Origin of the sequence: Pseudomonas sp. DWP2-2, assembly GCF_049897065.1 — a bacterium.
In the GTDB taxonomy this organism is placed as follows: Bacteria; Pseudomonadota; Gammaproteobacteria; order Pseudomonadales; family Pseudomonadaceae; genus Aquipseudomonas; species Aquipseudomonas paracarnis.
On sequence record NZ_JAFCVN010000006.1, the window covers coordinates 114573 to 135264 of the forward strand.

Below are 20692 nucleotides of genomic sequence, written 5' to 3' on the forward strand. Positions count from 1 at the left end.
CATGAAACCGACTCGTCTGCTGCTGACCTGGCTGGGCGTTCTGCTCGGTTTGAACATCTTGTTGGGCGCCTCGGCAGCGTTGCAGTTCAAAGTGCCCGCCACCTTTCATTCGGTAGCCTGGGGCCTGCTGCTGGCCCTGTTGCTGCTGGCGATGCTGGATGCTGCACGCTTGCGTCGCCGCCCTTCGGCCCGCGTGTACAGAACATTGCCTGGTAGCCTGGCGCTGGGGCGCTGGGAAGAAATACGCCTGTGCCTGGAGCACGACTACCCGCAACCTCTGACCGTGCAGGTGTTCGATCACGTGCCCGATGGCCTGGCTGTGGAGAACCTGCCTCAATCCATTCAACTACGCCCCGGTGAGCGTGCCGAGCTGGGCTATCGCGTGCGCCCCTTGCGGCGCGGGCACTTCCATTTCAGTCGCTGCGAACTGCTGCTGCCCAGCCCATTGGCTCTGTGGTCGGGACGACGCTGGGTCGAGACTCACGATGCCACTCGTGTTTACCCGGATTTCGCACGTTTATACGGTGCGCAGTTGCGGGGTGTGGATAACTGGCTCAGCCAACTGGGCGTGCGCCAACATCAGCGGCGAGGATTAGGCCTGGAGTTTCATCAACTGCGGGAGTTTCGTGAAGGTGACAGCCTGCGCCAGATCGACTGGAAAGCCACCGCCCGCCAACGAACGCCCATTGCCCGGGAATACCAGGACGAACGCGACCAGCAAATCGTGTTCATGCTCGATTGCGGCCAGCACATGCGCAGCCAGGATGATGAACTGTCCCATTTTGACCACGCGCTCAATGCCTGCCTGCTGCTGAGCTACGTTGCCTTGAGACAGGGCGATGCCGTAGGGCTGTGCACGTTTGCCAGCGACCAGCCGCGCTACCTGAAGCCGGTCAAGGGCAGTGGCCAATTGAACCTGTTGCTCAATGCGGTCTATGACCTGCAGACCACGCGAAAAACCGCCGACTACCAGGCGGCCGCCAGCCAGTTGTTGGCACGTCAAAAACGCCGGGCGCTGGTGATCATCGTCACCAACCTGCGGGATGAGGAGGATGAAGCGCTGATGGCTGCCGTCCAGCGTATCGGCAGGCATCACCGGGTACTGGTGGCCAGCCTGAGGGAAGAGGTCCTCGACCAACTACGCCAGGCGCCTGTGCAGACACTGCCCGAAGCGCTGGCTTACAGCGGCACGATCGATTACCTCAACACCCGCAACCAACGCCATGATCGCTTGAGTGCTCATGGCCTGTCGGTGCTGGATACCTTGCCATCGGCGCTGGGTGCCGGGCTGGTCACGCGCTATCTGGAGTGGAAAAAGGCCGGGGTATTCTGAGGATGACTGCGCAGGGGCATGGCCAGGAAACGGCCACGACCCCACGCATAATTCAGACAGAGGCCTGCAAAGGATAAAAGCTGAAGTACTGCAACAGCGCGTTGATCAGGTGCCGGTACTCTTCGGGCGCCTCAAGCACGCTGAACCCCGAGTCGTAATGCTGCGGGGTGACATCTTCATGGCTCCACAAGCAGGTTGCCGTGAGGTCAATTGCCTTGAACTCGCCCTGCGCCACCGGCACTTTCAAGCGCAGCTCGAAATCCACGTCGGTCATCATGGGTAACGAGCTGATCAGCATCAGACCGTTTTCAGACACATTTCCAAGATAGCCGATTGGCTTGTCAGTAATACGATTGAACACCTGCAGAAAATACGGCAGTTGATGCCGCTCGATCCGTCGTTCGGTAAACATGGTGAAGTCGCCATCCAATAGCCAAAAATCTGGCCGTGCCAGTGATTCGGAACAAGCAATCGCTCGCTCTCCCTGGATCTCGGTGTGACAACAGCTACCGCTTGTCACCAAACAGCTGCCGAATCCGGGCATTGCATCCGTTCGAATGGGTACTGCACAAACAGACATTCAAAGAATAGCGCAAGACTGGCGACAGGCCAGCCATGAAGCGACAAATACCCTTACAACGACGCAGGCCTTGGTTTTGCCAGGCCTGCAGCCGGCAGATGCCCCAGTTGCTGCAAGGTATCGAGCCGCGCACGGGCTCGATAGGCGTACTCGCTCGACGGGTAGTGGCCGATGATGAACTGATAGGTCTGTGCGGCATCGACAAACAGTTTCTGGCGTTCCAGGCACTGCCCGCGCAACATCGAAACCTCCGGTTGCACGTAGCGGCGAGTTCGGCTCTCGCGATCGACCTGGGACAACTCCAGGGTGACACGCTGGCAATCACCGACCCCATAGGCGCGGTAAGCGTTGTTCAAATGGTGGTCCATCGACCAGCGGGTACAGCCGACAACACTGACGGCCAGGGCAGCAACGAGCAAAATTCGCATGGGGTTCTCCTGTCTTGTGCAGTGTATCGACCCCTGGTCGAAAATCTTCAAGGCGTTTGCCCATTCAACCGCAGCCAAAACAAGCCAATCGTCGATAAGTAGTGCAAACGAACAATGACTACAACGAAAGAGCATAGTAGCCTTCCCCAGCGCTTGAACTCAGGAGTCCGTGCATGTCCGTCCGTCGTACCAAAATCGTCGCCACCCTTGGCCCGGCCAGTAACTCGCCGGAAGTCCTCGAACAGCTGATTCTGGCTGGTTTGGACGTCGCCCGTCTGAACTTCTCCCACGGCACCCCGGACGAGCACAAGGCTCGCGCCAAGCTGGTGCGTGACCTCGCCGCCAAGCATGGCCGCTTCGTTGCACTCTTGGGCGACCTGCAAGGCCCGAAAATCCGTATCGCCAAATTCACCAACAAGCGGATCGAGCTGAAGATCGGTGACAAGTTCACCTTCTCCACCAGCCACCCGCTGACCGAAGGCACCCAGGACGTGGTGGGCATCGACTACCCGGACCTGGTCAAGGACTGCGGCGTCGGTGACGAACTGCTGCTGGACGACGGCCGTGTGGTGATGCGCGTTGACACTGCCACGCCGACCGAACTGAACTGCACCGTGATCATCGGCGGCCCGCTGTCCGACCACAAAGGCATCAACCGTCGCGGTGGTGGCCTGACGGCGCCGGCCCTGACTGAAAAAGACAAGGCCGACATCAAGCTCGCCGCCGAAATGGAAGTGGACTACCTCGCCGTGTCCTTCCCGCGCGACGCCGCCGACATGGAATACGCCCGTAAGCTGCGCGACGAAGCCGGCGGTACCGCCTGGCTGGTAGCGAAGATCGAACGTGCTGAAGCCGTGGCCGATGATGAAACCCTCGACGGCCTGATCAAGGCCTCCGATGCCGTGATGGTTGCCCGTGGCGACCTGGGCGTTGAAATCGGTGACGCCGAGCTGATCGGTATCCAGAAGAAGATCATCCTGCACGCACGCCGTCACAACAAAGCGGTGATCGTTGCGACCCAGATGATGGAGTCGATGATCCAGAACCCGATGCCGACGCGTGCCGAAGTGTCCGACGTGGCCAACGCCGTACTCGACTACACCGACGCCGTGATGCTCTCGGCTGAAAGTGCCGCCGGCCCTTACCCGCTGGAGGCCGTACAGGCCATGGCGCGTATCTGCGTCGGTGCCGAAAAGCACCCGACCAGCAAGACCTCCAGCCATCGCATCGGCAAGGTCTTCGAAAGCTGCGACCAGAGCATCGCCCTGGCTGCCATGTACACCGCCAACCACTTCCCGGGTGTCAAGGCCATCATCGCCTTGACCGAAAGTGGCTACACGCCGTTGATCATGTCGCGCATCCGCTCCTCGGTGCCTATCTACGCGTTCACCCCACACCGCGAAGCCCAGGCCCGCGCGGCCATGTTCCGTGGCGTGTACACCATCCCGTTCGACCCGGCGTCGCTGGCACCGAACGAAGTCAGCCAGAAGGCGATCGACGAGCTGGTCAAACGCGGCGTCGTGGAGAAAGGCGACTGGGTCATCCTGACCAAGGGCGACAGCTACCACACCACCGGTGGCACCAATGGCATGAAGATCCTGCATGTGGGCGACCCGCAGGTCTGAGTGACAGGCTGAAAAACAAAAGCCCCGCCCTGTGAATGGCGGGGCTTTTTGCATTTCAGTGCAGGCAGGCCAGCTCCCACAATAGTTAGACAACTCGGTCTACTGTGGGAGCTGGCTTGCCTGCGATGGCGTCATCAGCACCCGGCGATAAACTCAGATACCGACTTGAGCAGACTTTTCATAAAGTGAAAGGGCGGGATAGAAACACATCCGCCAGCAATTGATTACGCGGCAGTCCCGCCAGGAACAAGCGCTTGGAAAAGGCCTCGACGCTGGCAGGGTGCCCGCAAAGCAAGGCCAGGGTATGCCGGGAAACCAGCCGCAGTTGCGCCAACGCCGGCTGCAACTGCGCCGCGGTCCATAGCTCCACGGTCAGGTTCCCATGCCGGGCGGCAAGGGCTGCCAGGGGTTCAGCCAGATAATGACCTTCGGCCTCATGGGCCAGGTGAATCACGCGAATGTCGCCCTGGTGATCCTGGCGCAGCGCCTCGCGCAACACCCCCCATAAGGGCCCCAGGCCAGTACCGGAAGCCAGCAGCCACAACGGCCGCGATTGCCAGTCAGGGTCATAGTGCAGTGCTCCACCCCGCAGTTCACCCAGGCGCAAAGGATCACCGACCTTCAACTGTCGCGCCGCATCGCTGAATGCACCGGGTTGGCGACACTCGATATGAAACTCCAGGTACGGCTCTTCCTGGGGCAAGCCCGCCAGAGAATAGGGGCGCGCCACCTGCCCCGCCCACAGCACCAGATGCTGCCCGGCGTTGTACCGCAGGGCACGTTCCGGTTGCAGGCGCAGGCGCAGTACCGTCGAACTCAGCCAATCGGCGCCCACCACCTGGGCGGGCAGGCCATCGCGCTGAGGGTCAAACGCTTCGACCTTCAGGTCTGCACTGACCCGGCACTGGCACGCCAGGCGCCAACCTTGCTGACGCTGCGTCGGGCTCAAGGCTTCGGGCTGCTGGTCGTCAACCTCACCCTCGCAACGCACCAGGCACGCATGGCAACTGCCGGCCCTGCAACTGAAGGGCACGGCCACGCCGGCCTGATTCAAGGCATCCAGCAGGTTGCTGCCGAGGGATACAGACCAGTGGCGTTCGCCGACGTACAGTTCAGGCATATAAAGACTCAATCATAAGGAGCGCGCACAGGGAATCATGCCTGCGACAGTTTGACCATAGTCGGGTGTATCGGCCACCGTGCCGGGTTATACTGCCGCGCCTTTTTAGCGTCGCGCCTGCACCATTCTGGCGTGCCTTGGAAAGATGGCTTCAGCCGACCGATGCAACACTGGCGCCATCTTTATTGAATGTTCCCTTATAGAGGAGCGCGACTCATGACCGTGATCAAGCAAGACGACCTGATTCAGAGCGTTGCCGACGCCCTGCAATTCATTTCCTATTACCACCCCGTTGACTTCATCCAGGCCATGCACGAAGCCTACCTGCGCGAAGAATCGCCGGCAGCCCGTGACTCCATCGCCCAGATCCTGATCAACTCGCGCATGTGCGCCACCGGCCATCGCCCAATCTGCCAGGACACCGGTATCGTCACCGTGTTCGTGCGCGTGGGTATGGACGTGCGTTGGGACGGCGCCACCATGGGCCTGGACGACATGATCAACGAAGGCGTGCGTCGCGCCTACAACCTGCCAGAAAACGTCCTGCGCGCCTCGATCCTCGCCGACCCGGCAGGCGCCCGCAAGAACACCAAGGACAACACCCCCGCGGTCATCCACTACTCCATCGTCCCGGGCAACACCGTGGAAGTGGACGTGGCGGCCAAGGGTGGCGGCTCCGAGAACAAGTCGAAAATGGCCATGCTCAACCCGTCCGACTCGATCGTCGACTGGGTGCTCAAGACTGTTCCGACCATGGGCGCCGGCTGGTGCCCACCGGGCATGCTCGGCATCGGCATCGGCGGTACCGCCGAGAAAGCCGCGGTAATGGCCAAGGAAGTGTTGATGGAGTCCATCGACATCCACGAGCTGAAAAAGCGCGGCCCGCAGAACCGTATCGAAGAAATGCGCCTGGAGTTGTTCGAGAAGGTCAACCAACTGGGCATCGGCGCCCAGGGCCTGGGTGGCCTGACCACCGTGCTCGACGTGAAGATCATGGACTACCCGACCCACGCCGCGTCCCTGCCGGTGTGCATGATCCCCAACTGCGCCGCCACCCGTCACGCGCACTTCGTGCTGGACGGCTCGGGCCCGGCGTCGCTGGAAGCGCCATCGTTGGACGCCTACCCGGAAATCGTCTGGGAAGCCGGCCCATCGGCCCGTCGCGTCAACCTCGACACCCTGACTCCGGAAGAAGTGCAGAGCTGGAAGCCGGGCGAAACCGTACTGCTCAACGGCAAGATGCTTACCGGTCGCGACGCGGCGCACAAGCGCATGGTCGAGATGCTGAACAAGGGCGAAACCTTGCCGGTGGACCTCAAGGGCCGCTTTATCTACTACGTCGGCCCGGTTGATCCGGTGCGCGAAGAAGTGGTTGGCCCGGCGGGCCCGACCACCGCGACGCGGATGGACAAGTTCACCCGTCAGATCCTCGAGCAAACCGGCCTGTTGGGCATGATCGGCAAGTCCGAGCGCGGCCCGACCGCCATCGAAGCGATCAAGGACCACAAGGCCGTGTACCTGATGGCCGTGGGCGGCGCCGCTTACCTGGTGGCCCAGGCCATCAAGAAGTCGCGCGTGGTTGCCTTCGCCGAACTGGGTATGGAAGCCATCTACGAGTTCGACGTGAAAGACATGCCGGTCACCGTTGCAGTGGACAGCAAAGGTGAGTCCGTCCACATCACCGGTCCTGCCATCTGGCAGAAAAAGATCAGTGACAGCCTGGCGGTAGAAGTGCAGTAAGCACCTCATCCAAAAGAATAAAGGCGACTGCGGCCCCATGGCCCAGTCGCCTTTTTTTCTGCCGGGAGCAAGGGGGCTAGCTCCCACACAAGCTCCTTGGTCACAAGATATGAGCTGCCCATGCTATGGTGCTCGCCCCTTACCGTGCCTGTTCATCATCGTATGATCGTGATCCCTCGCCCCCTGCGCCTGACCTTCTATTCTCTGTTGATCATCGCCGGTGCGGTGCTGGCTGCCGCCTTGGCCACGCGCCATGCCGAACGCCAGGCCCTGGTGGACGACGCCGCCCGTGCCAATCAGCAGCTCGCGCTGTATGCCAACTCGCTGCACACCCTGATCGAACGCTACCGTGCCCTGCCCGCCGTACTGGCGCTGGATTCGGAGATGATCAGCGCTTTGAAGGGCCCGCTGGACGCCGCCACGCAAGACCGGCTCAACCGCAAGCTGGAGCGCATCAACGGCGCTGCGCAGTCTTCGACCCTGGAACTGATGGACCGCACCGGCCTGGCCGTGGCCGCCAGCAACTGGAACCTGCCCAGCAGTTATGTCGGCCACAATTACGCGTTCAGGCCGTATTTCAGCCAGACCTTGAGCCAGGGCACCGGGCGCTTTTATGCAGTGGGCGTGACCACGGGTATTCCGGGTTATTTTCTTTCCAGCGCGGTCGTGGATGAGCACGAGCAGTTCCTCGGTGCCATGGTGGTCAAGCTGGAGTTCCCGGAACTGGAGCGCGAATGGGCCCAGGGCAATGACCTGCTGTTGGTCAGCGATGCGCGGGGCATCGTGTTTATCGCCAACCAGCCGGGCTGGCGTTATCGCAACCTGCGGCCGTTGTCCGAAAATGACCTGGCTGAACTCAAGGCCACCCGCCAATACGACAAGAAGCAACTGCAGCCGCTGGACACCCAGCCCCTGCAACGCTTTGACGAAAACAGCCACTTGATCCGCGTCAACGGCCCCGACGGCAACGCCAATTACATCTGGGAGTCGCTGCCGCTCAAGCGCGAAGGCTGGACCCTGCACCTGTTGCGCAAACCCCAGTTTGCCTTTGAAGACCAACGTAACGCGGGCCTTGCCGCTGCGGGTTCGTGGCTGGCATTGGTGTTCCTGGGGCTGTTCCTCAGCCAGCGTTGGCGCCTGGCCCGCTTGCGCCAGCGCAGCCGTGAAGAACTGGAGCAATTGGTCGAAGAACGCACCCAGGCGCTGCGCACCGCCCAGGATGGCCTGGTGCAGTCGGCCAAGCTGGCGGCATTGGGGCAAATGTCGGCCGCCCTCGCCCATGAAATCAACCAGCCGCTGACCGCCCAGCGCATGCAACTGGCGACGCTGCGGCTGCTGCTCGACCATGGTCGCGTGGACGATGCCTACAAGGCGCTCACGCCATTGGATGACATGCTCACGCGCATGGCCGCGCTCACCGGCCACCTCAAGACATTCGCGCGCAAGAGCCCCAGTGGCCTGCGCGAAAAGCTGGACCTGGCGACGGTGGTCGACCAATCCTTGCACCTGCTCGACGCGCGCCTGCGTGACGAAGCCATCGGTGTGGTGCTGGACCTCACCCGCCCGGCCTGGGTACGTGGCGACGCGATCCGCCTGGAACAGGTGCTGATCAACCTGTTGCGCAACGCCCTCGACGCCATGGCCGATAAACCGCGCAAGCGCCTGGAAATCCGCCTGCACGCCGATCAGCAGCTGTGGCAGTTGAGCGTCTGCGACAGCGGCGGCGGGATTGCCGAAGAACATTTGAGCAGCGTGTTCGACCCGTTTTTCACCACCAAACCGGTGGGCGACGGGCTCGGTTTGGGACTCGCGGTGTCCTACGCTATCGTGCATGAACTGGGCGGACGCCTGAGTGCCGCCAACCGTGGCGATGGCGCGATTTTCACCTTGACCCTGCCTATCGCCCTGGAGACGCCAGACCTATGTTGAACGCGGTGATTGTGGTAGATGACGAAGCCAGTATTCGCACGGCCGTCGAGCAATGGCTGAGCCTGTCGGGGTTTGACGTGCAGTTGTTCAGCCGCGCCGAAGAGTGCCTGGCGCAACTGCCCAAGGACTTTGCCGGGGTGATTCTGAGCGACGTGCGCATGCCGGGGCTCAGCGGCCTTGAACTGTTGGCCGAGGTGCAGCGCCGCGATGCCGATTTGCCGGTGATTTTGCTCACCGGCCATGGCGACGTGCCAATGGCCGTCGAAGCCATGCGCGACGGGGCCTACGACTTCCTGGAAAAACCCTTCAGCCCCGACGCCTTGCTCAACAGCCTGCGCCGGGCGTTGGACAAGCGTGGCCTGATCCTGGAAAACCGCCGCCTGCATCAACAGGCCGATCATCGCGCGCAGTTGGAGTCCAGCCTGCTGGGTGTGTCCAAGGGCCTTCAAAGCTTGCGCCGCCAAGTGCTGGACCTGGCGGGCTTGCCGGTCAATGTGCTGATCCGGGGTGAGACCGGCAGCGGCAAGGAGTTGGTCGCCCGCTGCCTGCACGACTTCGGCCCACGCGCCAAGAAGCCGTTCGTGGCCCTCAATTGCGCGGCAATCCCCGAGCAGTTGTTCGAAGCTGAACTGTTCGGACATGAAAGCGGCGCTTTCACCGGTGCCCAGGGCAAACGTATCGGCAAGCTGGAATATGCCCACGGCGGCACCTTGTTCCTGGATGAAATCGAAAGCATGCCCCTGGCCCAGCAAGTGAAATTGCTGCGCGTATTGCAGGAACAGAAGCTGGAGCGGCTGGGCTCCAACCAGAGTATCCAAGTGGACCTGCGCATCATCGCTGCCACCAAGCCCGACCTGCTGGAAGAAGCCCGTGCCGGGCGCTTTCGCGAAGACCTGGCCTATCGGCTCAACGTCGCGCAACTGCGCCTGCCGCCATTGCGTGAACGTCGCGAAGATATTCCCCTGCTGTACGAGCATTTTGCGCAAAGCGCCGCCGAGCGTCTGGGCCGCCAGGTCGAGCCCTTGAGTGGGCCACAGTTGGGGCGCCTGCTCAGCCATGACTGGCCGGGCAATGTGCGCGAACTGGCCAACGTCGCCGAGCGCCAGGTGTTGGGGCTGGACGAGCCGGAACCGCAAGGGGTCGAAGCCGGGCAGTCGTTAGCGGCGCAGCAGGAGGCGTTCGAGGCACACTGCCTGAAGGCCGCGTTGACGCGTCACAAGGGCGATATCAAGGCGGTGCTGGCCGAGTTGCAACTGCCGCGCCGTACCTTCAATGAGAAGATGCAGCGGCATGGGTTGGTAAGGGAGATGTTTGTGTAGCGATCTTTGGATCGCCATCGCGGGCAAGCCCGCTCCCACACTGATCGTTCCCACGCTCCGCGTGGGAACGCAGCCTAGGCCGCTCTGCGTCGCTTTTTAAAGGCGCGACGCGGAGCGTCACAACAGGCGTTACCACGCAGAGCGTGGGAACGATTACTGCAGCCATAAGCGGATTTCCGCTCACCACCCCAAAACCATCAGCGAATTTCCGCTCAATAAAATCCCGCAACCCTTCTATTGCGGGCCTTCCTCTACCTGGCACAGCTCCTGCTATAGCCCCAACAGGCTGCGCACGCGCCGCTCCATAAAAACAACTAGATGAAGGATCCTTCAATGGATAACTCCAACACCGTGCCTCTGGGATCGACGGCCGTCAAAGCGCAGGAGCGCACCACCTCCAGCCGCATCAAGTCGATCTTCAGCGGATCGGTCGGCAACATGGTCGAATGGTACGACTGGTACGTCTACGCCGCCTTCTCGCTGTACTTCGCCAAAGCCTTCTTCCCCAAAGGCGACACCACTGCCCAACTGCTCAACACCGCCGCGATCTTCGCCGTGGGCTTCCTGATGCGCCCGATCGGTGGCTGGCTGATGGGCCTCTACGCCGACAAAGTCGGGCGTAAAAAAGCCTTGATGGCCTCGGTGTACCTGATGTGCTTCGGCTCGCTGCTGATTGCCCTGAGCCCAGGCTATGAAATCATTGGTATCGGTGCGCCGATCCTGCTGGTGTTTGCCCGCCTGCTGCAGGGCCTGTCGGTCGGCGGCGAATACGGCACCTCTGCCACTTACCTGAGTGAGATGGCCACCAAGGAACGTCGCGGGTTCTACTCAAGCTTCCAGTACGTGACCCTGATCTCCGGCCAGCTCATCGCGCTGGCGGTGCTGATCGTGCTGCAACAGGTGCTGACTACCGAACAACTGTACGCCTGGGGCTGGCGTATCCCGTTCGCCATCGGTGCCTTGTGTGCAGTGGTCGCGCTGTACCTGCGTCGCGGCATGGAAGAAACCGAGTCGTTCACCAAGAAAGAAAAAGCCAAGGAAAGCGCAATGCGCACCTTGATGCGCCATCCCAAGGAACTGATGACCGTGGTCGGCCTGACCATGGGCGGCACCCTGGCGTTCTACACCTACACCACCTACATGCAGAAATACCTGGTGAACACGGTCGGCATGAGCATCTCCGACTCCACCACCATCTCGGCGGCGACGCTGTTCCTGTTCATGTGCCTGCAACCGATCATCGGCGGACTGTCGGATAAAATCGGCCGCCGCCCGATCCTGATCGCCTTCGGCGTGCTTGGCACCCTGTTCACCGTGCCGATCCTTACTACCCTGCACACCATCCAGAGCTGGTGGGGCGCGTTCTTCCTGATCATGGCGGCGCTGATCATCGTCAGCGGCTACACCTCGATCAACGCCGTGGTGAAGGCCGAGCTGTTCCCGACCGAAATCCGCGCGCTGGGCGTGGGCCTGCCGTATGCCCTGACCGTGTCGATCTTCGGCGGTACCGCTGAATACATCGCGCTGTGGTTCAAGAGCATCGGTATGGAAACTGGCTACTACTGGTACGTGACCGCGTGTATCGCCGTGTCGTTGATGGTGTACGTGACCATGAAAGACACGCGTAAACACTCACGCATCACCACCGACTAAAAAATGTGGGAGCGGGCTTGCTGTGGCGAGCAAGCTTGCTTGCGCTGGGGTGCGAAGCGCCCCCAAAAAGCTGGCTCCAGCTACGCTGTCGAACGGGAGCAAGCTACCTCGCCACAGCAAGCCCGCTCCCTCATTTATTTAGCTTTAGGACAACTCTGCGGCCTCATTGCGCCCATAGCGCCGCTGCGCATACGACGCGCCAGCAATCATCACCACCAGCACCGCAGCCAATACCGCGGATGAACCGATGGTGCCGAAATCCAAGCCGCCTTTTTCATGGGGTTTGGTCAGGAAATCCCCCAAGGTCGCGCCAAACGGCCGTGTCAGTACAAACGCCACCCAGAACAACAATACCGACGAGATGCGGGTGAAGTACTTGAGTACCACCACCGCGGCGATGGTTGAGCCGATCAACAATGCGCCACCGGCGAAGCCCAGCCCCGAATCGTCCGCGAGGAAATCGCCCAATGCGGTGCCCAAGGTGTTGGAGAACAGGATCGCCATCCAGTAAAACAGCTCCCCTCGGAAGGTCTGCACCTTGTTCACGTTCAGCGAGTCACCACTGAGGTGCCACAATGCAAAGATGATCATCAGGATCACGATCAGGATCATCGACCCGGTGGCGTAGCCCAGCCCCAGCGTGCGGTCCATGAAGTCGGACATTGTGGTACCCGCCGTGCTGGTAGACAAAATCACGATCCAGTACAGCACCGGGTTGTAGGTTTTCGACCAGAGTTGCGTCACCAGGGTCACCAGGAACACGCTGATGAGGATCATGGAGCTGATGGCGTAGCCAACGTTCAAGGTCATCGACAGCAAGTCCCCGGCGGTTTCGCCCAAGGTAGTTGCGCAGATTTTCATGACCCAGAACGCCAGGGTGATCTGAGGAAGTTTGTTCATGCAGTAGATAGCTCCAAGGCTCAGTCTTATAGGGGGTATTGACCTTGGGCGCAGACTGAAGGGGAAACTGTGAAAAATAGGTGGCAGATGTATGAAAAATCCATGGGCACGATGGAAATTCACCGCCATGAATTGCACTATGACCGCCTCCCAAACCGCGTAGCAGGAACCCCGGCCATGCCTGACGACATCCACTATTACGAACCCGCCAACGGCCACGGCCTGCCCCATGACCCGTTCAATGCGATCGTCGGCCCACGCCCGATTGGCTGGATCTCCTCGCACGATCGCGAAGGCCGCCTGAACCTGGCGCCCTACAGCTTCTTCAATGCGTTCAACTACATTCCGCCGATCATTGGGTTTTCCAGTGTCGGGCGTAAAGACAGCCTGAACAATATCGAACAGACTGGAGAATTCGTCTGGAACCTGGCCACCCGCCCGCTGGCCGAGCAGATGAACCAGAGCTGCGCGGCCGTATCGCCCGAGGTAAATGAATTCGAACTCTCCGGGCTGACGCCGGTGGCTTCGAAAATCGTTGGCGTACCACGGGTGGGCGAGAGCCCGGTGTCGTTCGAGTGCAAGGTGACGCAGATCATCCAGCTGCAACGTGCCGACCAGCAGTTGGTGCCGAGCTGGCTGGTGCTGGGCGAGGTGGTGGCGGTGCACATCGCCAAATGGTTGCTCAAGGATGGGATCTACGACACTGCTGCCGCCGAGCCGATTTTGCGCGGGGGTGGCCCGGCGGATTATTTCCAGCTGGGGCCTGAGGCCCTGTTCAAAATGCACAGACCAGGCGCCACCAAACCCTGACTGAAATGCAATCAAAACTGTGGGAGCTGGCTTGCCTGCGATAGCGGTGGGTCAGTTAACCCAAGAGTGACTGATACACCGCTATCGCAGGCAAGCCAGCTCCCACATTGGTTAGGTGTGCTGCCTCAGCGTTCAGCAGTCGCCCAGGTCAGTTGGCCTTCTGCATCCACATCGACCAGATGCTCGAGTTGCAACGTCGCCGCATCATCGGCATCGGACGCAGTCTTGAACGTCTGCCCATCAAGGATCTTGTGAAACCTGGGTGCGCCCATGCCATCCAGTGCCTTGACGGCGACGGCGGCGCTGTAGCCACCTTCGCCCGGTACTACGGCGGAAACGGCTTCGTGGTGGGCAAATTGTTTACGTGCCATGTTGCAGGTCCTGGCCAATGGAAAGTCGGCCATTCTAACCGTTAACCGGCCAGTTGCAGGTACTCGCCGTAGGCCTGTGCCGCCGATGCGTCGGTGAAGGTCTGGAAGTCCATGCTGCGCACGACCATGTCGTTCAGAAGCTCGGTGAAGATCATCAGGGCCGGAGAGTTGAAGTAGGCGCTCATGGCCTGCTCGCTGCTCCAGAACCCGGACACCAGCCAGACATCGGGATCGACCTGGGAGTGCTGCAACGAGAATTGCAGGCAACCCTGGGCCTGGCGACCTGGTTCGATCAAACTGCTCAAGCGTGCACCGAGTTCGGTGCTGCACCCGCTACGGGCGCGGATAAAGGCCATATGGCTCGCGGGAATGGGGGTGGACATGTTCGACTCTCCCGTTGAGAAGTGATGCTCGGCAAGCACAATGAGGGCGTGTTGCCACAGGATCAAAGATAACGGCGCGGGGGTGGGCGCGGTTAGTCAATTCCTGCAGGCTTATTGCACAATCCTGCGAGAAGCGTAGGGAGGACGTTCGGCCCCAGGATTTATTCCAGGCCCAGGCCTCATGTTTCAGGGTGATGACAGGCTGCGCACTTGCCTGATTCACGCTATCTCGCAGGATCAGGCAAGGATGCTGCAGAATCGACGTAACACTTTTTGAAAAGCCGCCGCTAAGCTGAGCCCATCAAAGCAGCGTGTAGAGGACGCCCCATGCCGTCGCCCGAATCCAAGTCCATTCCCCTCGATGCCGAGATGGAGAAACAACGCGCCGAGCTGGCCAGTATCGTGCACCGCCACACCTGGGAAGACGGCTCCTACGGCACGGCGATCACCTCGCTGTACCTGAACCGCCACAACGCGCCGCGGGATTTCATGCCGGTGCTGGTGGAACCCGCGCTGTGCATCCTCGCCAGTGGCAGTAAGGAAGTGCGCCTGGCCGACGAGATCTTTGCCTACGACCCGCTCAACTACTTGGTGTTCTCGGTGGCGATGCCGGTAGCCGGCCGCATTATCGACGCCACCGCCGAGGACCCGAACCTCTCGGTGCGTATCAATATCGACCCGGCGCAGCTCACAGCGCTGATCGCAGAGGCCGGGCCGATGGGCGTGCCCTCGCGCCCGACCTCGCGAGGCATGTACGTCGACCGCATCGATCACGCACTGCTCGACGCGGTGCTGCGCCTGACCCGCTTGCTGGACACCCCTAAAGACATCGCGATGCTCGCGCCCTTGATCAACCGTGAAATTCTCTACCGCTTGCTGCGTGGCCCGCAGGGTTATCGCCTGTATGAAATCGCTGTGGCTAACAGCCAGAGCCATCGGGTGAGCCAGGCGATCACCTGGTTGAACGGTAACTACGAACAGCCGCTGCGTATTGACGACCTGGCCAAAGAAGTGAACCTGAGCGTCTCGACCCTGCACCATCGCTTCAAAGCGATCACGGCCATGAGCCCGCTACAATACCAGAAGCAACTGCGCTTGCAGGAAGCCCGGCGGCTGATGATTGCCGAAGGGCTGGAGGCCTCGGCGGCGGGCTATCGGGTGGGGTATGAAAGCCCGTCCCAGTTCAGCCGGGAGTACAGCCGGTTGTTTGGTGCGCCGCCGCTGCGCGACCTGGCCCGGTTGCGCCAAAGCATCTGATGTACGCAGAGCAACATGTGGGAGCTGGCTTGCCTGCGATGGCGGTGTGTCAGTCACTAATGAGTCAACTGAACCACCGCTATCGCAGGCAAGCCAGCTCCCACATTTGATCTCAGGTGTTTGTTAGTCCAAGGTTCTTGGTAGTTGCAGGGTAACGCGCAGGCCGCCTTCACGCAGGTTCTGCAAACTCACTTCGCCCCCATGGCTGTGGGCAATATTGCGCGCAATCCCCAACCCCAATCCGTAACCCTGCTGCTGGCCGGCCAGGCGGAAGTGCGGCTCAAACACCTGCTCCAGTCGCTGCTGCGGCACACCGGGGCCCTCGTCATCCACATGCAGGATGAACTGCACGCCATCGTCCTCGATATGCAAATGCGCGTTCTGCCCGTACTTGAGCGCGTTGTCGATCAGGTTGCCGATGCAGCGCTTCAGCGCCAGCGGCTTGCCTGGGTAGGCTGACAGGGCCGCGCCATCAAGGGTCACTCGGCCATTGCCATGGGGTGCCAGGTACGGCTCCACCAGGCATTCGAGGACGTGGTTGAGATCCACCGGCTGGATGTTTTCGTGGATGTCGGTGTCTTTCACGCATTGCAGCGCGCCCTTGACCAGCAATTCCAGCTCATCCAGGTCACGGCCGAATTTGTTTTGCAGGTTCTCGTCTTCCAGCAATTCCACACGCAGGCGCAGGCGGGTGATGGGCGTGCGCAGGTCATGGGAAATCGCGCTGAACAACTGGCTGCGCTCGGTCAGGTAACGGCTGATGCGTTCACGCATGGCATTGAATGCACGGCCCACTTCCACCACTTCACTGCCGCCGCCTTCAGCCACCGGCTCCACATCGGCGCCCAGGGACATGTCCCGCGCCGCTCGCGCCAGGCGCTTGAGCGGTCGGCTTTGCCAGTGCACCAGCAGGCCGATGAACAGCAGCAGAAAACCGCTGGTGAGCACGATGAACCACACCTGCTGGGACGGCAGGCCTTGCTCTTCCAGGCTGGTGTAGGGCTCGGGCAATAGCGAGGCGATGTACAGCCATTCACCGGGTGCCAGTTGGATCTGGGTGACCAGCACCGGCGGGTTCACCGGTTCCAGGGTCAGCGCGTAATGGGCCCAGGAGCGCGGCAGTTCGTCGAGCTTCAGGCCGGCATTGAAGATGCGCAGGTCTTCGGCGCTGACAAACTCCACCGAGATATGCACGTCGGCACCCAGGGTCTGGCGCAGCACTTCATCCACCGCCACCAGCACCGCTTGCTTGCGCGGGGTTTCGGGCAGTATTTGCATGTCCAGCGGGCGATCATTGAGGGTCACCACAAAACGCGTGCCGCCCATGCTGCGCAATTGGTCCAGCACTAACGGGCGATAGGCCACCGGCAGCGACCGGAAGTAACTCACGCTGGCGGTCATTGAGTGCGCCAGACTACGGGCGCTGGTCACCAGGCCCTCAAGCTGGGTGGCGCGCAGTTGCGACACCCAGATCACGCTGGACAGCGCTTGGGCAAACAGCACCGCCAGCAAGGTCAGCAGTAACATGCGCCCCAGCAGCGAGCGGGGTACCGGGAAGCGGCGACGGCGTTCGTTCAGCGGTTCAATGGGCATTGCCGGCAACCACGCTGGCTGCCAGTTGATAGCCGCTGCCACGCACGGTGCGGATCAGCCGCGGAGGTTTCTCGGTGTCGCGCAGGCGCTGGCGCAAGCGGCTGACGGCCATGTCGACGATACGGTCCAGGGGCATCAGGTCGCGGCCACGGGTGGCGTTGCCGATGGTGTCGCGGTCGAGGATCTGTTGCGGGTGGTCGAGAAACAACTTGAGCAAGGCGAAGTCGGCACCGGAGAGGATCACCTCTTCACCATCCACATGAAACAAGCGGTGGCTGATCATATCCAGGCGCCATTCATCGAACACCCACACATCACCGCCGCTGCTGCGCTCCTGGCCGAATTGGCAGCGGCGCAGCAGTGCCTTGATGCGCGCCTGCAACTCGCGGGGGCTGAATGGCTTGCCGATATAGTCATCGGCGCCCAGCTCCAGGCCGATCACGCGGTCGGCTTCGTCGGAACTGGCGGTGAGCATGATGATCGGCACCTGCGCCTGGCGCGGGTGCTGGCGGATCCAGCGGCACAGGCTGAAGCCGTCTTCGTCTGGCAACATGACATCGAGGATGACCAGGTCGCACGGCGCCTCGTTCATCGCCTGACGGAACCCCGCGCCGTCGGACACGCCACGGACCTGGAAGCCGGCACGACTGAGGTAGGTTTGCAGCAATTCGCGGATTTCCTGGTCGTCGTCGACGAGGAGAATGGATTTACTGATTACGCTCACGGGGCCTCCTTGTTGTTATGGCCTGGCTTAAATCATCGGGTGCCCTTTAGGCCGTCATCGCAGGCAAGCCAGCTCCCACACTTGGAATGCATTCCAGACTGTGGGAGCTGGCTTGCCTGCGATGGCGCCATTATGACCTATGCAAAAGCTTGCTCAAGCGCCACACCAGCCCCAGTCAACCCGGAATACGGCGCCGTCACCAGCCACACCGGAATACCTTTGAAGTAGTCGCTCATGCAGCCTTTGTCGCGAAAACTCTGGGCAAAGCCACTGTTGATAAAGAAGTCGGCAAACCTCGGTATCACCCCACCCACGATGTACACGCCACCGCGCCCACCGGTGGTCAAGACGTTATTGCCCGCCACTCGGCCCAGCCAGATGCTGAACTGGTCCAATACTTCCATGGCCACCGGATCGCCGGCCAGGCCCGCCGCCGTGATGGCTTCGGGGGTGTCGAGCACCGGCTCGTGCCCATCCACCGCACAAATCGCCCGGTACAGCCGTGGCAGGCCGCCACCGCTCAACGCGGTTTCGGCGCTGACATGCCCGATCTCGCTGTAGATGTGTTGCCACAGCTGGGTTTCCCGTGGGCTGCTCAGGGGCAGGTCGACATGCCCACCCTCCCCCGGCAATGCTGCCCAACGGCCTGCGCCGAGGTCCAGCAAGGTGCCGACGCCGAGACCCGTACCCGGGCCGATCACCACGGCCGGACGCAAGGGCTCCGGCGTGCCTTCGCAGACCACGCGGAACTCGTCGGGCTTGAGCCGGGTCATGCCCAGGGCCATGGCCGAGAAGTCGTTGACCAGCAACAGTTCATCCACCTGCAGGGCCTGGCAAAACGCGGTTTTGCTCAGGCGCCAGTGGTTGTTGGTGAACTTGAATTCATCGCCGCTCACCGGCCCGGCCACCGACAGGCACACCGCACCGATGTCCCCGATTTGCAGGCCTTCTTCTTTGAGATAGACCTTGATCGCCTCTTCAGGGCTGCCGTGATCCGCCGTGGCATGCACGCGGATCGAATGCAGTTCCTGATCCCGCCATAACGCAAAACGGGCGTTAGTCCCCCCGATGTCACCGACCAGCGCAAGCTTCACTTAAGCGTCTCCAAGGCAGAGGTAAAGGCGCTGGCGCCCTGCTCTGCGGAGCTTGCGGCCAAGCGCATGAATGCAAACAACTCGCGACCGGCCCCCACGTTATTGCCCAACAGGCCCGTGGCAGGCGTGCGCGCTGCAAATACTTCGGCGTCCACCTTAAGCTCCAGGGTGCCGGTAACGCCATCCACACGGATGATATCGCCATCCTGGACCCGCGCCAGCGGCCCGCCGCTCTGGGCTTCGGGGTTGACGTGGATCGCGGCTGGGATCTTACCCGACGCGCCGGACATTCGCCCATCTGTCACCAGCGCCACTTTGAAACCACGGTCCTGCAACACGCCCAGGAACGGGGTCATCTTGTGCAGTTCCGGCATGCCGTTGGAGCGCGGCCCCTGGAAGCGCATCACCGCGACAAAGTCTTTTTCCAACAGGCCGGCCTTGAAGGCATCGGCCAGGTCCTGCTGGTCCTGGAACACCACCGCGGGCGCTTCGACAACCTGATGCTCCGGCGCTACCGCCGAAACCTTCATCACGCCACGGCCAAGGTTGCCTTCCATCACGCGCAAGCCGCCTTCCGGCGAGAACGCACGGGCCACCGGGCGCAGGATGGTTTCGTCGAGGCTTTCGATCGGGCCGTCGCGCCAGACCAGTTCGCCATCCACCAGGAAAGGTTCCTGGATATAGCGGCTCAGGCCCTTGCCGGCCACGGTATTGACGTCTTCGTGGAGCAGGCCGGCTTCCAGCAGTTCGCGGATCAGGAACGACATACCGCCCGCCGCCTGGAAGTGGTTGATGTCAGCCTTGCCATTTGGATACACGTGGGACAGGGTCGGCACCACCTCGGAGAGGTCGGCCATGTCCTGCCAGGTCAGGATGATGCCTGCCGACATGGCAATGGCCGGCATGTGCAGGGTGTGGTTGGTGGAGCCGCCAGTGGCGTTGAGCGCAACGATGGAGTTGACGATGGACTTCTCGTCGACAATCTCGCCAATCGGCGTGAAGTTGCCATTGGCCTTGGTCAAACGCGTGACCTGGTGCGCAGCTTCACGGGTCAACGCATCCCGCAGCGGCGTGTACGGGTTGACGAACGAAGCGCCGGGCAAGTGCAGGCCCATGACTTCCATCAGCAACTGGTTGGTGTTGGCGGTGCCGTAGAAGGTGCAGGTACCAGGGCTGTGGTAGGACTTCATCTCCGATTCCAGCAGTTCTTCGCGGCTGGCCTTGCCTTCGGCATAGCGCTGGCGCACATCGGCCTTCTGCTTGTTGGAGATACCCGACGGCATCGGCCCGCCCGGCACGAAGATCATCGGCAGGTGGCCGTAGCGCAGTGCGCCCATCATCAGGCCAGGGACGATCTTGTCGCAGATGCCCAGCATCAGCGCGGCGTCGAACATGTTGTGGGACAGCGCTACCGCCGTGGACATGGCAATGACTTCACGGCTGAGCAGGCTCAGCTCCATGCCTGGCTCGCCCTGGGTCACGCCGTCGCACATGGCGGGGGTCCCGCCGGCGAACTGACCGACCGAGCCGACTTCGCGCAGAGCCTTTTTGATTTGTTCGGGGAAATGCTCGTAGGGCTGATGCGCCGAGAGCATGTCGTTATAAGAAGAAACAATTGCCACGTTGGCGGCATTCATCATGCGCAGGCTGTTTTTGTCTTCGGTGCCGCAACCGGCCACGCCGTGGGCGAAGTTGGCGCATTGCAGCTTGCCGCGCATCGGACCGTCGCTGGCTGCGCCGCGAATGAGCGCAAGGTAAGCCTCGCGGGTGGCGCGGCTGCGGGCGATAAGCCGTTCGGTGACCTCAAGAACGCGGGGATGCATGTATAGAACT

18 protein-coding genes are annotated in these 20692 nt (G+C 61.5%); 8 read left to right on the top strand and 10 right to left on the bottom strand.

The genetic code is table 11. From position 1 onward, the window contains the following. Position 1: 1 nt before the first annotated feature. Complete coding sequence (locus ACP7CZ_RS15485; protein WP_294204734.1) at positions 2-1333, top strand: DUF58 domain-containing protein; 1332 nt, start codon at positions 2-4, stop codon at positions 1331-1333. 52 nt (positions 1334-1385) lie between these two features. Here ACP7CZ_RS15485 and ACP7CZ_RS15490 read toward each other — a convergent pair whose 3' ends face one another. Further along, complete coding sequence (locus ACP7CZ_RS15490) at positions 1386-1745, bottom strand: PilZ domain-containing protein (RefSeq protein ID WP_034134388.1); 360 nt, start codon at positions 1743-1745, stop codon at positions 1386-1388. Between the two features lie 221 nt (positions 1746-1966). Further along, positions 1967-2341: a tetratricopeptide repeat protein gene (locus ACP7CZ_RS15495; RefSeq protein ID WP_003193903.1), complete on the bottom strand. Its 375-nt coding sequence runs from the start codon at positions 2339-2341 to the stop codon at positions 1967-1969. 173 nt (positions 2342-2514) lie between these two features. On the opposite strand from ACP7CZ_RS15495, the gene pyk reads away from it, so the two are divergent. Then, a complete protein-coding gene (gene pyk, locus ACP7CZ_RS15500; protein WP_003193904.1) occupies positions 2515-3966 on the top strand; it encodes a pyruvate kinase in 1452 nt (483 codons plus the stop codon). A 178-nt stretch (positions 3967-4144) separates the two neighbouring features. Here pyk and ACP7CZ_RS15505 read toward each other — a convergent pair whose 3' ends face one another. Then, the gene (locus ACP7CZ_RS15505; RefSeq protein ID WP_054918389.1) at positions 4145-5086 is read right to left on the bottom strand and encodes an iron-sulfur-binding ferredoxin reductase; all 942 of its coding nucleotides are present in this window, start codon (positions 5084-5086) and stop codon (positions 4145-4147) included. Positions 5087-5302: 216 nt separating this feature from the next. Here ACP7CZ_RS15505 and ACP7CZ_RS15510 point away from each other — a divergent pair, with 216 nt between their 5' ends. The 4 genes from ACP7CZ_RS15510 (at position 5303) to ACP7CZ_RS15525 (ending at position 11727) form a co-directional block, all read left to right on the top strand. After that, positions 5303-6826 carry a fumarate hydratase gene (locus tag ACP7CZ_RS15510; RefSeq protein ID WP_034128606.1) on the top strand — a complete coding sequence of 508 codons (1524 nt, stop codon included), beginning with the start codon at positions 5303-5305 and terminating at the stop codon, positions 6824-6826. Between the two features lie 162 nt (positions 6827-6988). Continuing rightward, complete coding sequence (locus ACP7CZ_RS15515; RefSeq protein WP_034128607.1) at positions 6989-8755, top strand: ATP-binding protein; 1767 nt, start codon at positions 6989-6991, stop codon at positions 8753-8755. Then, positions 8749-10074 carry a sigma-54-dependent transcriptional regulator gene (locus tag ACP7CZ_RS15520; protein ID WP_294204747.1) on the top strand — a complete coding sequence of 442 codons (1326 nt, stop codon included), beginning with the start codon at positions 8749-8751 and terminating at the stop codon, positions 10072-10074. The genes ACP7CZ_RS15515 and ACP7CZ_RS15520 overlap by 7 nt, the downstream gene beginning before the upstream one ends. Positions 10075-10407: 333 nt before the next feature. Then, positions 10408-11727 carry an MFS transporter gene (locus tag ACP7CZ_RS15525; protein WP_034128609.1) on the top strand — a complete coding sequence of 440 codons (1320 nt, stop codon included), beginning with the start codon at positions 10408-10410 and terminating at the stop codon, positions 11725-11727. A 144-nt stretch (positions 11728-11871) separates the two neighbouring features. Here the strand turns inward: ACP7CZ_RS15525 and ACP7CZ_RS15530 are convergent, their stop codons facing one another. Continuing rightward, complete coding sequence (locus ACP7CZ_RS15530) at positions 11872-12627, bottom strand: COG4705 family protein (protein WP_019817341.1); 756 nt, start codon at positions 12625-12627, stop codon at positions 11872-11874. A gap of 177 nt (positions 12628-12804) precedes the next feature. Between ACP7CZ_RS15530 and ACP7CZ_RS15535 the strand changes: the two genes are divergently transcribed. After that, positions 12805-13437, top strand: a complete 633-nt coding sequence (locus ACP7CZ_RS15535; protein WP_054897657.1) for a flavin reductase family protein — start codon at positions 12805-12807, stop codon at positions 13435-13437. Between the two features lie 125 nt (positions 13438-13562). On the opposite strand, the gene ACP7CZ_RS15540 is transcribed toward ACP7CZ_RS15535, so the two are convergent. Beyond that, positions 13563-13808, bottom strand: coding sequence for a hypothetical protein (locus tag ACP7CZ_RS15540; protein WP_019817340.1), 246 nt, complete (start codon positions 13806-13808; stop codon positions 13563-13565). A gap of 41 nt (positions 13809-13849) precedes the next feature. Continuing rightward, the gene (locus ACP7CZ_RS15545; RefSeq protein ID WP_003193915.1) at positions 13850-14191 is read right to left on the bottom strand and encodes an antibiotic biosynthesis monooxygenase family protein; all 342 of its coding nucleotides are present in this window, start codon (positions 14189-14191) and stop codon (positions 13850-13852) included. Positions 14192-14518: 327 nt separating this feature from the next. Here ACP7CZ_RS15545 and ACP7CZ_RS15550 point away from each other — a divergent pair, with 327 nt between their 5' ends. Continuing rightward, complete coding sequence (locus ACP7CZ_RS15550; protein WP_034128611.1) at positions 14519-15448, top strand: AraC family transcriptional regulator; 930 nt, start codon at positions 14519-14521, stop codon at positions 15446-15448. Between the two features lie 123 nt (positions 15449-15571). Here ACP7CZ_RS15550 and ACP7CZ_RS15555 read toward each other — a convergent pair whose 3' ends face one another. The 4 genes from ACP7CZ_RS15555 to edd all read right to left on the bottom strand — a co-directional run bounded on the left by ACP7CZ_RS15555 (position 15572) and on the right by edd (position 20682). Further along, positions 15572-17041: an ATP-binding protein gene (locus tag ACP7CZ_RS15555; RefSeq protein WP_054918370.1), complete on the bottom strand. Its 1470-nt coding sequence runs from the start codon at positions 17039-17041 to the stop codon at positions 15572-15574. After that, on the bottom strand, positions 17031-17765 hold the full coding sequence (locus tag ACP7CZ_RS15560) for a response regulator (protein WP_003193918.1): 735 nt from the start codon (positions 17763-17765) through the stop codon (positions 17031-17033). The genes ACP7CZ_RS15555 and ACP7CZ_RS15560 overlap by 11 nt, the downstream gene beginning before the upstream one ends. A 137-nt stretch (positions 17766-17902) precedes the next feature. Continuing rightward, a complete protein-coding gene (locus ACP7CZ_RS15565; RefSeq protein ID WP_034128613.1) occupies positions 17903-18859 on the bottom strand; it encodes a glucokinase in 957 nt (318 codons plus the stop codon). Then, positions 18856-20682, bottom strand: coding sequence for a phosphogluconate dehydratase (gene edd / locus ACP7CZ_RS15570; RefSeq protein ID WP_014719752.1), 1827 nt, complete (start codon positions 20680-20682; stop codon positions 18856-18858). The genes ACP7CZ_RS15565 and edd overlap by 4 nt, the downstream gene beginning before the upstream one ends. Positions 20683-20692: the final 10 nt, after the last annotated feature.

What these genes read in the sequence shown, in the direction of transcription:
- ACP7CZ_RS15510 (WP_034128606.1), top strand. Translation starts at nt 5,303, where the DNA reads ATGACCGTGATCAAGCAAGACGACCTGATTCAGAGCGTTGCCGACGCC.
- ACP7CZ_RS15490 (WP_034134388.1), bottom strand. Translation starts at nt 1,745, where the DNA reads ATGTTTACCGAACGACGGATCGAGCGGCATCAACTGCCGTATTTTCTG.
- pyk (WP_003193904.1), top strand. Translation starts at nt 2,515, where the DNA reads ATGTCCGTCCGTCGTACCAAAATCGTCGCCACCCTTGGCCCGGCCAGT.
- ACP7CZ_RS15515 (WP_034128607.1), top strand. Translation starts at nt 6,989, where the DNA reads ATGATCGTGATCCCTCGCCCCCTGCGCCTGACCTTCTATTCTCTGTTG.
- ACP7CZ_RS15555 (WP_054918370.1), bottom strand. Translation starts at nt 17,041, where the DNA reads ATGCCCATTGAACCGCTGAACGAACGCCGTCGCCGCTTCCCGGTACCC.
- ACP7CZ_RS15525 (WP_034128609.1), top strand. Translation starts at nt 10,408, where the DNA reads ATGGATAACTCCAACACCGTGCCTCTGGGATCGACGGCCGTCAAAGCG.
- edd (WP_014719752.1), bottom strand. Translation starts at nt 20,682, where the DNA reads ATGCATCCCCGCGTTCTTGAGGTCACCGAACGGCTTATCGCCCGCAGC.
- ACP7CZ_RS15505 (WP_054918389.1), bottom strand. Translation starts at nt 5,086, where the DNA reads ATGCCTGAACTGTACGTCGGCGAACGCCACTGGTCTGTATCCCTCGGC.
- ACP7CZ_RS15520 (WP_294204747.1), top strand. Translation starts at nt 8,749, where the DNA reads ATGTTGAACGCGGTGATTGTGGTAGATGACGAAGCCAGTATTCGCACG.
- ACP7CZ_RS15495 (WP_003193903.1), bottom strand. Translation starts at nt 2,341, where the DNA reads ATGCGAATTTTGCTCGTTGCTGCCCTGGCCGTCAGTGTTGTCGGCTGT.
- ACP7CZ_RS15485 (WP_294204734.1), top strand. Translation starts at nt 2, where the DNA reads ATGAAACCGACTCGTCTGCTGCTGACCTGGCTGGGCGTTCTGCTCGGT.
- ACP7CZ_RS15535 (WP_054897657.1), top strand. Translation starts at nt 12,805, where the DNA reads ATGCCTGACGACATCCACTATTACGAACCCGCCAACGGCCACGGCCTG.
- ACP7CZ_RS15530 (WP_019817341.1), bottom strand. Translation starts at nt 12,627, where the DNA reads ATGAACAAACTTCCTCAGATCACCCTGGCGTTCTGGGTCATGAAAATC.
- ACP7CZ_RS15540 (WP_019817340.1), bottom strand. Translation starts at nt 13,808, where the DNA reads ATGGCACGTAAACAATTTGCCCACCACGAAGCCGTTTCCGCCGTAGTA.
- ACP7CZ_RS15550 (WP_034128611.1), top strand. Translation starts at nt 14,519, where the DNA reads ATGCCGTCGCCCGAATCCAAGTCCATTCCCCTCGATGCCGAGATGGAG.
- ACP7CZ_RS15545 (WP_003193915.1), bottom strand. Translation starts at nt 14,191, where the DNA reads ATGTCCACCCCCATTCCCGCGAGCCATATGGCCTTTATCCGCGCCCGT.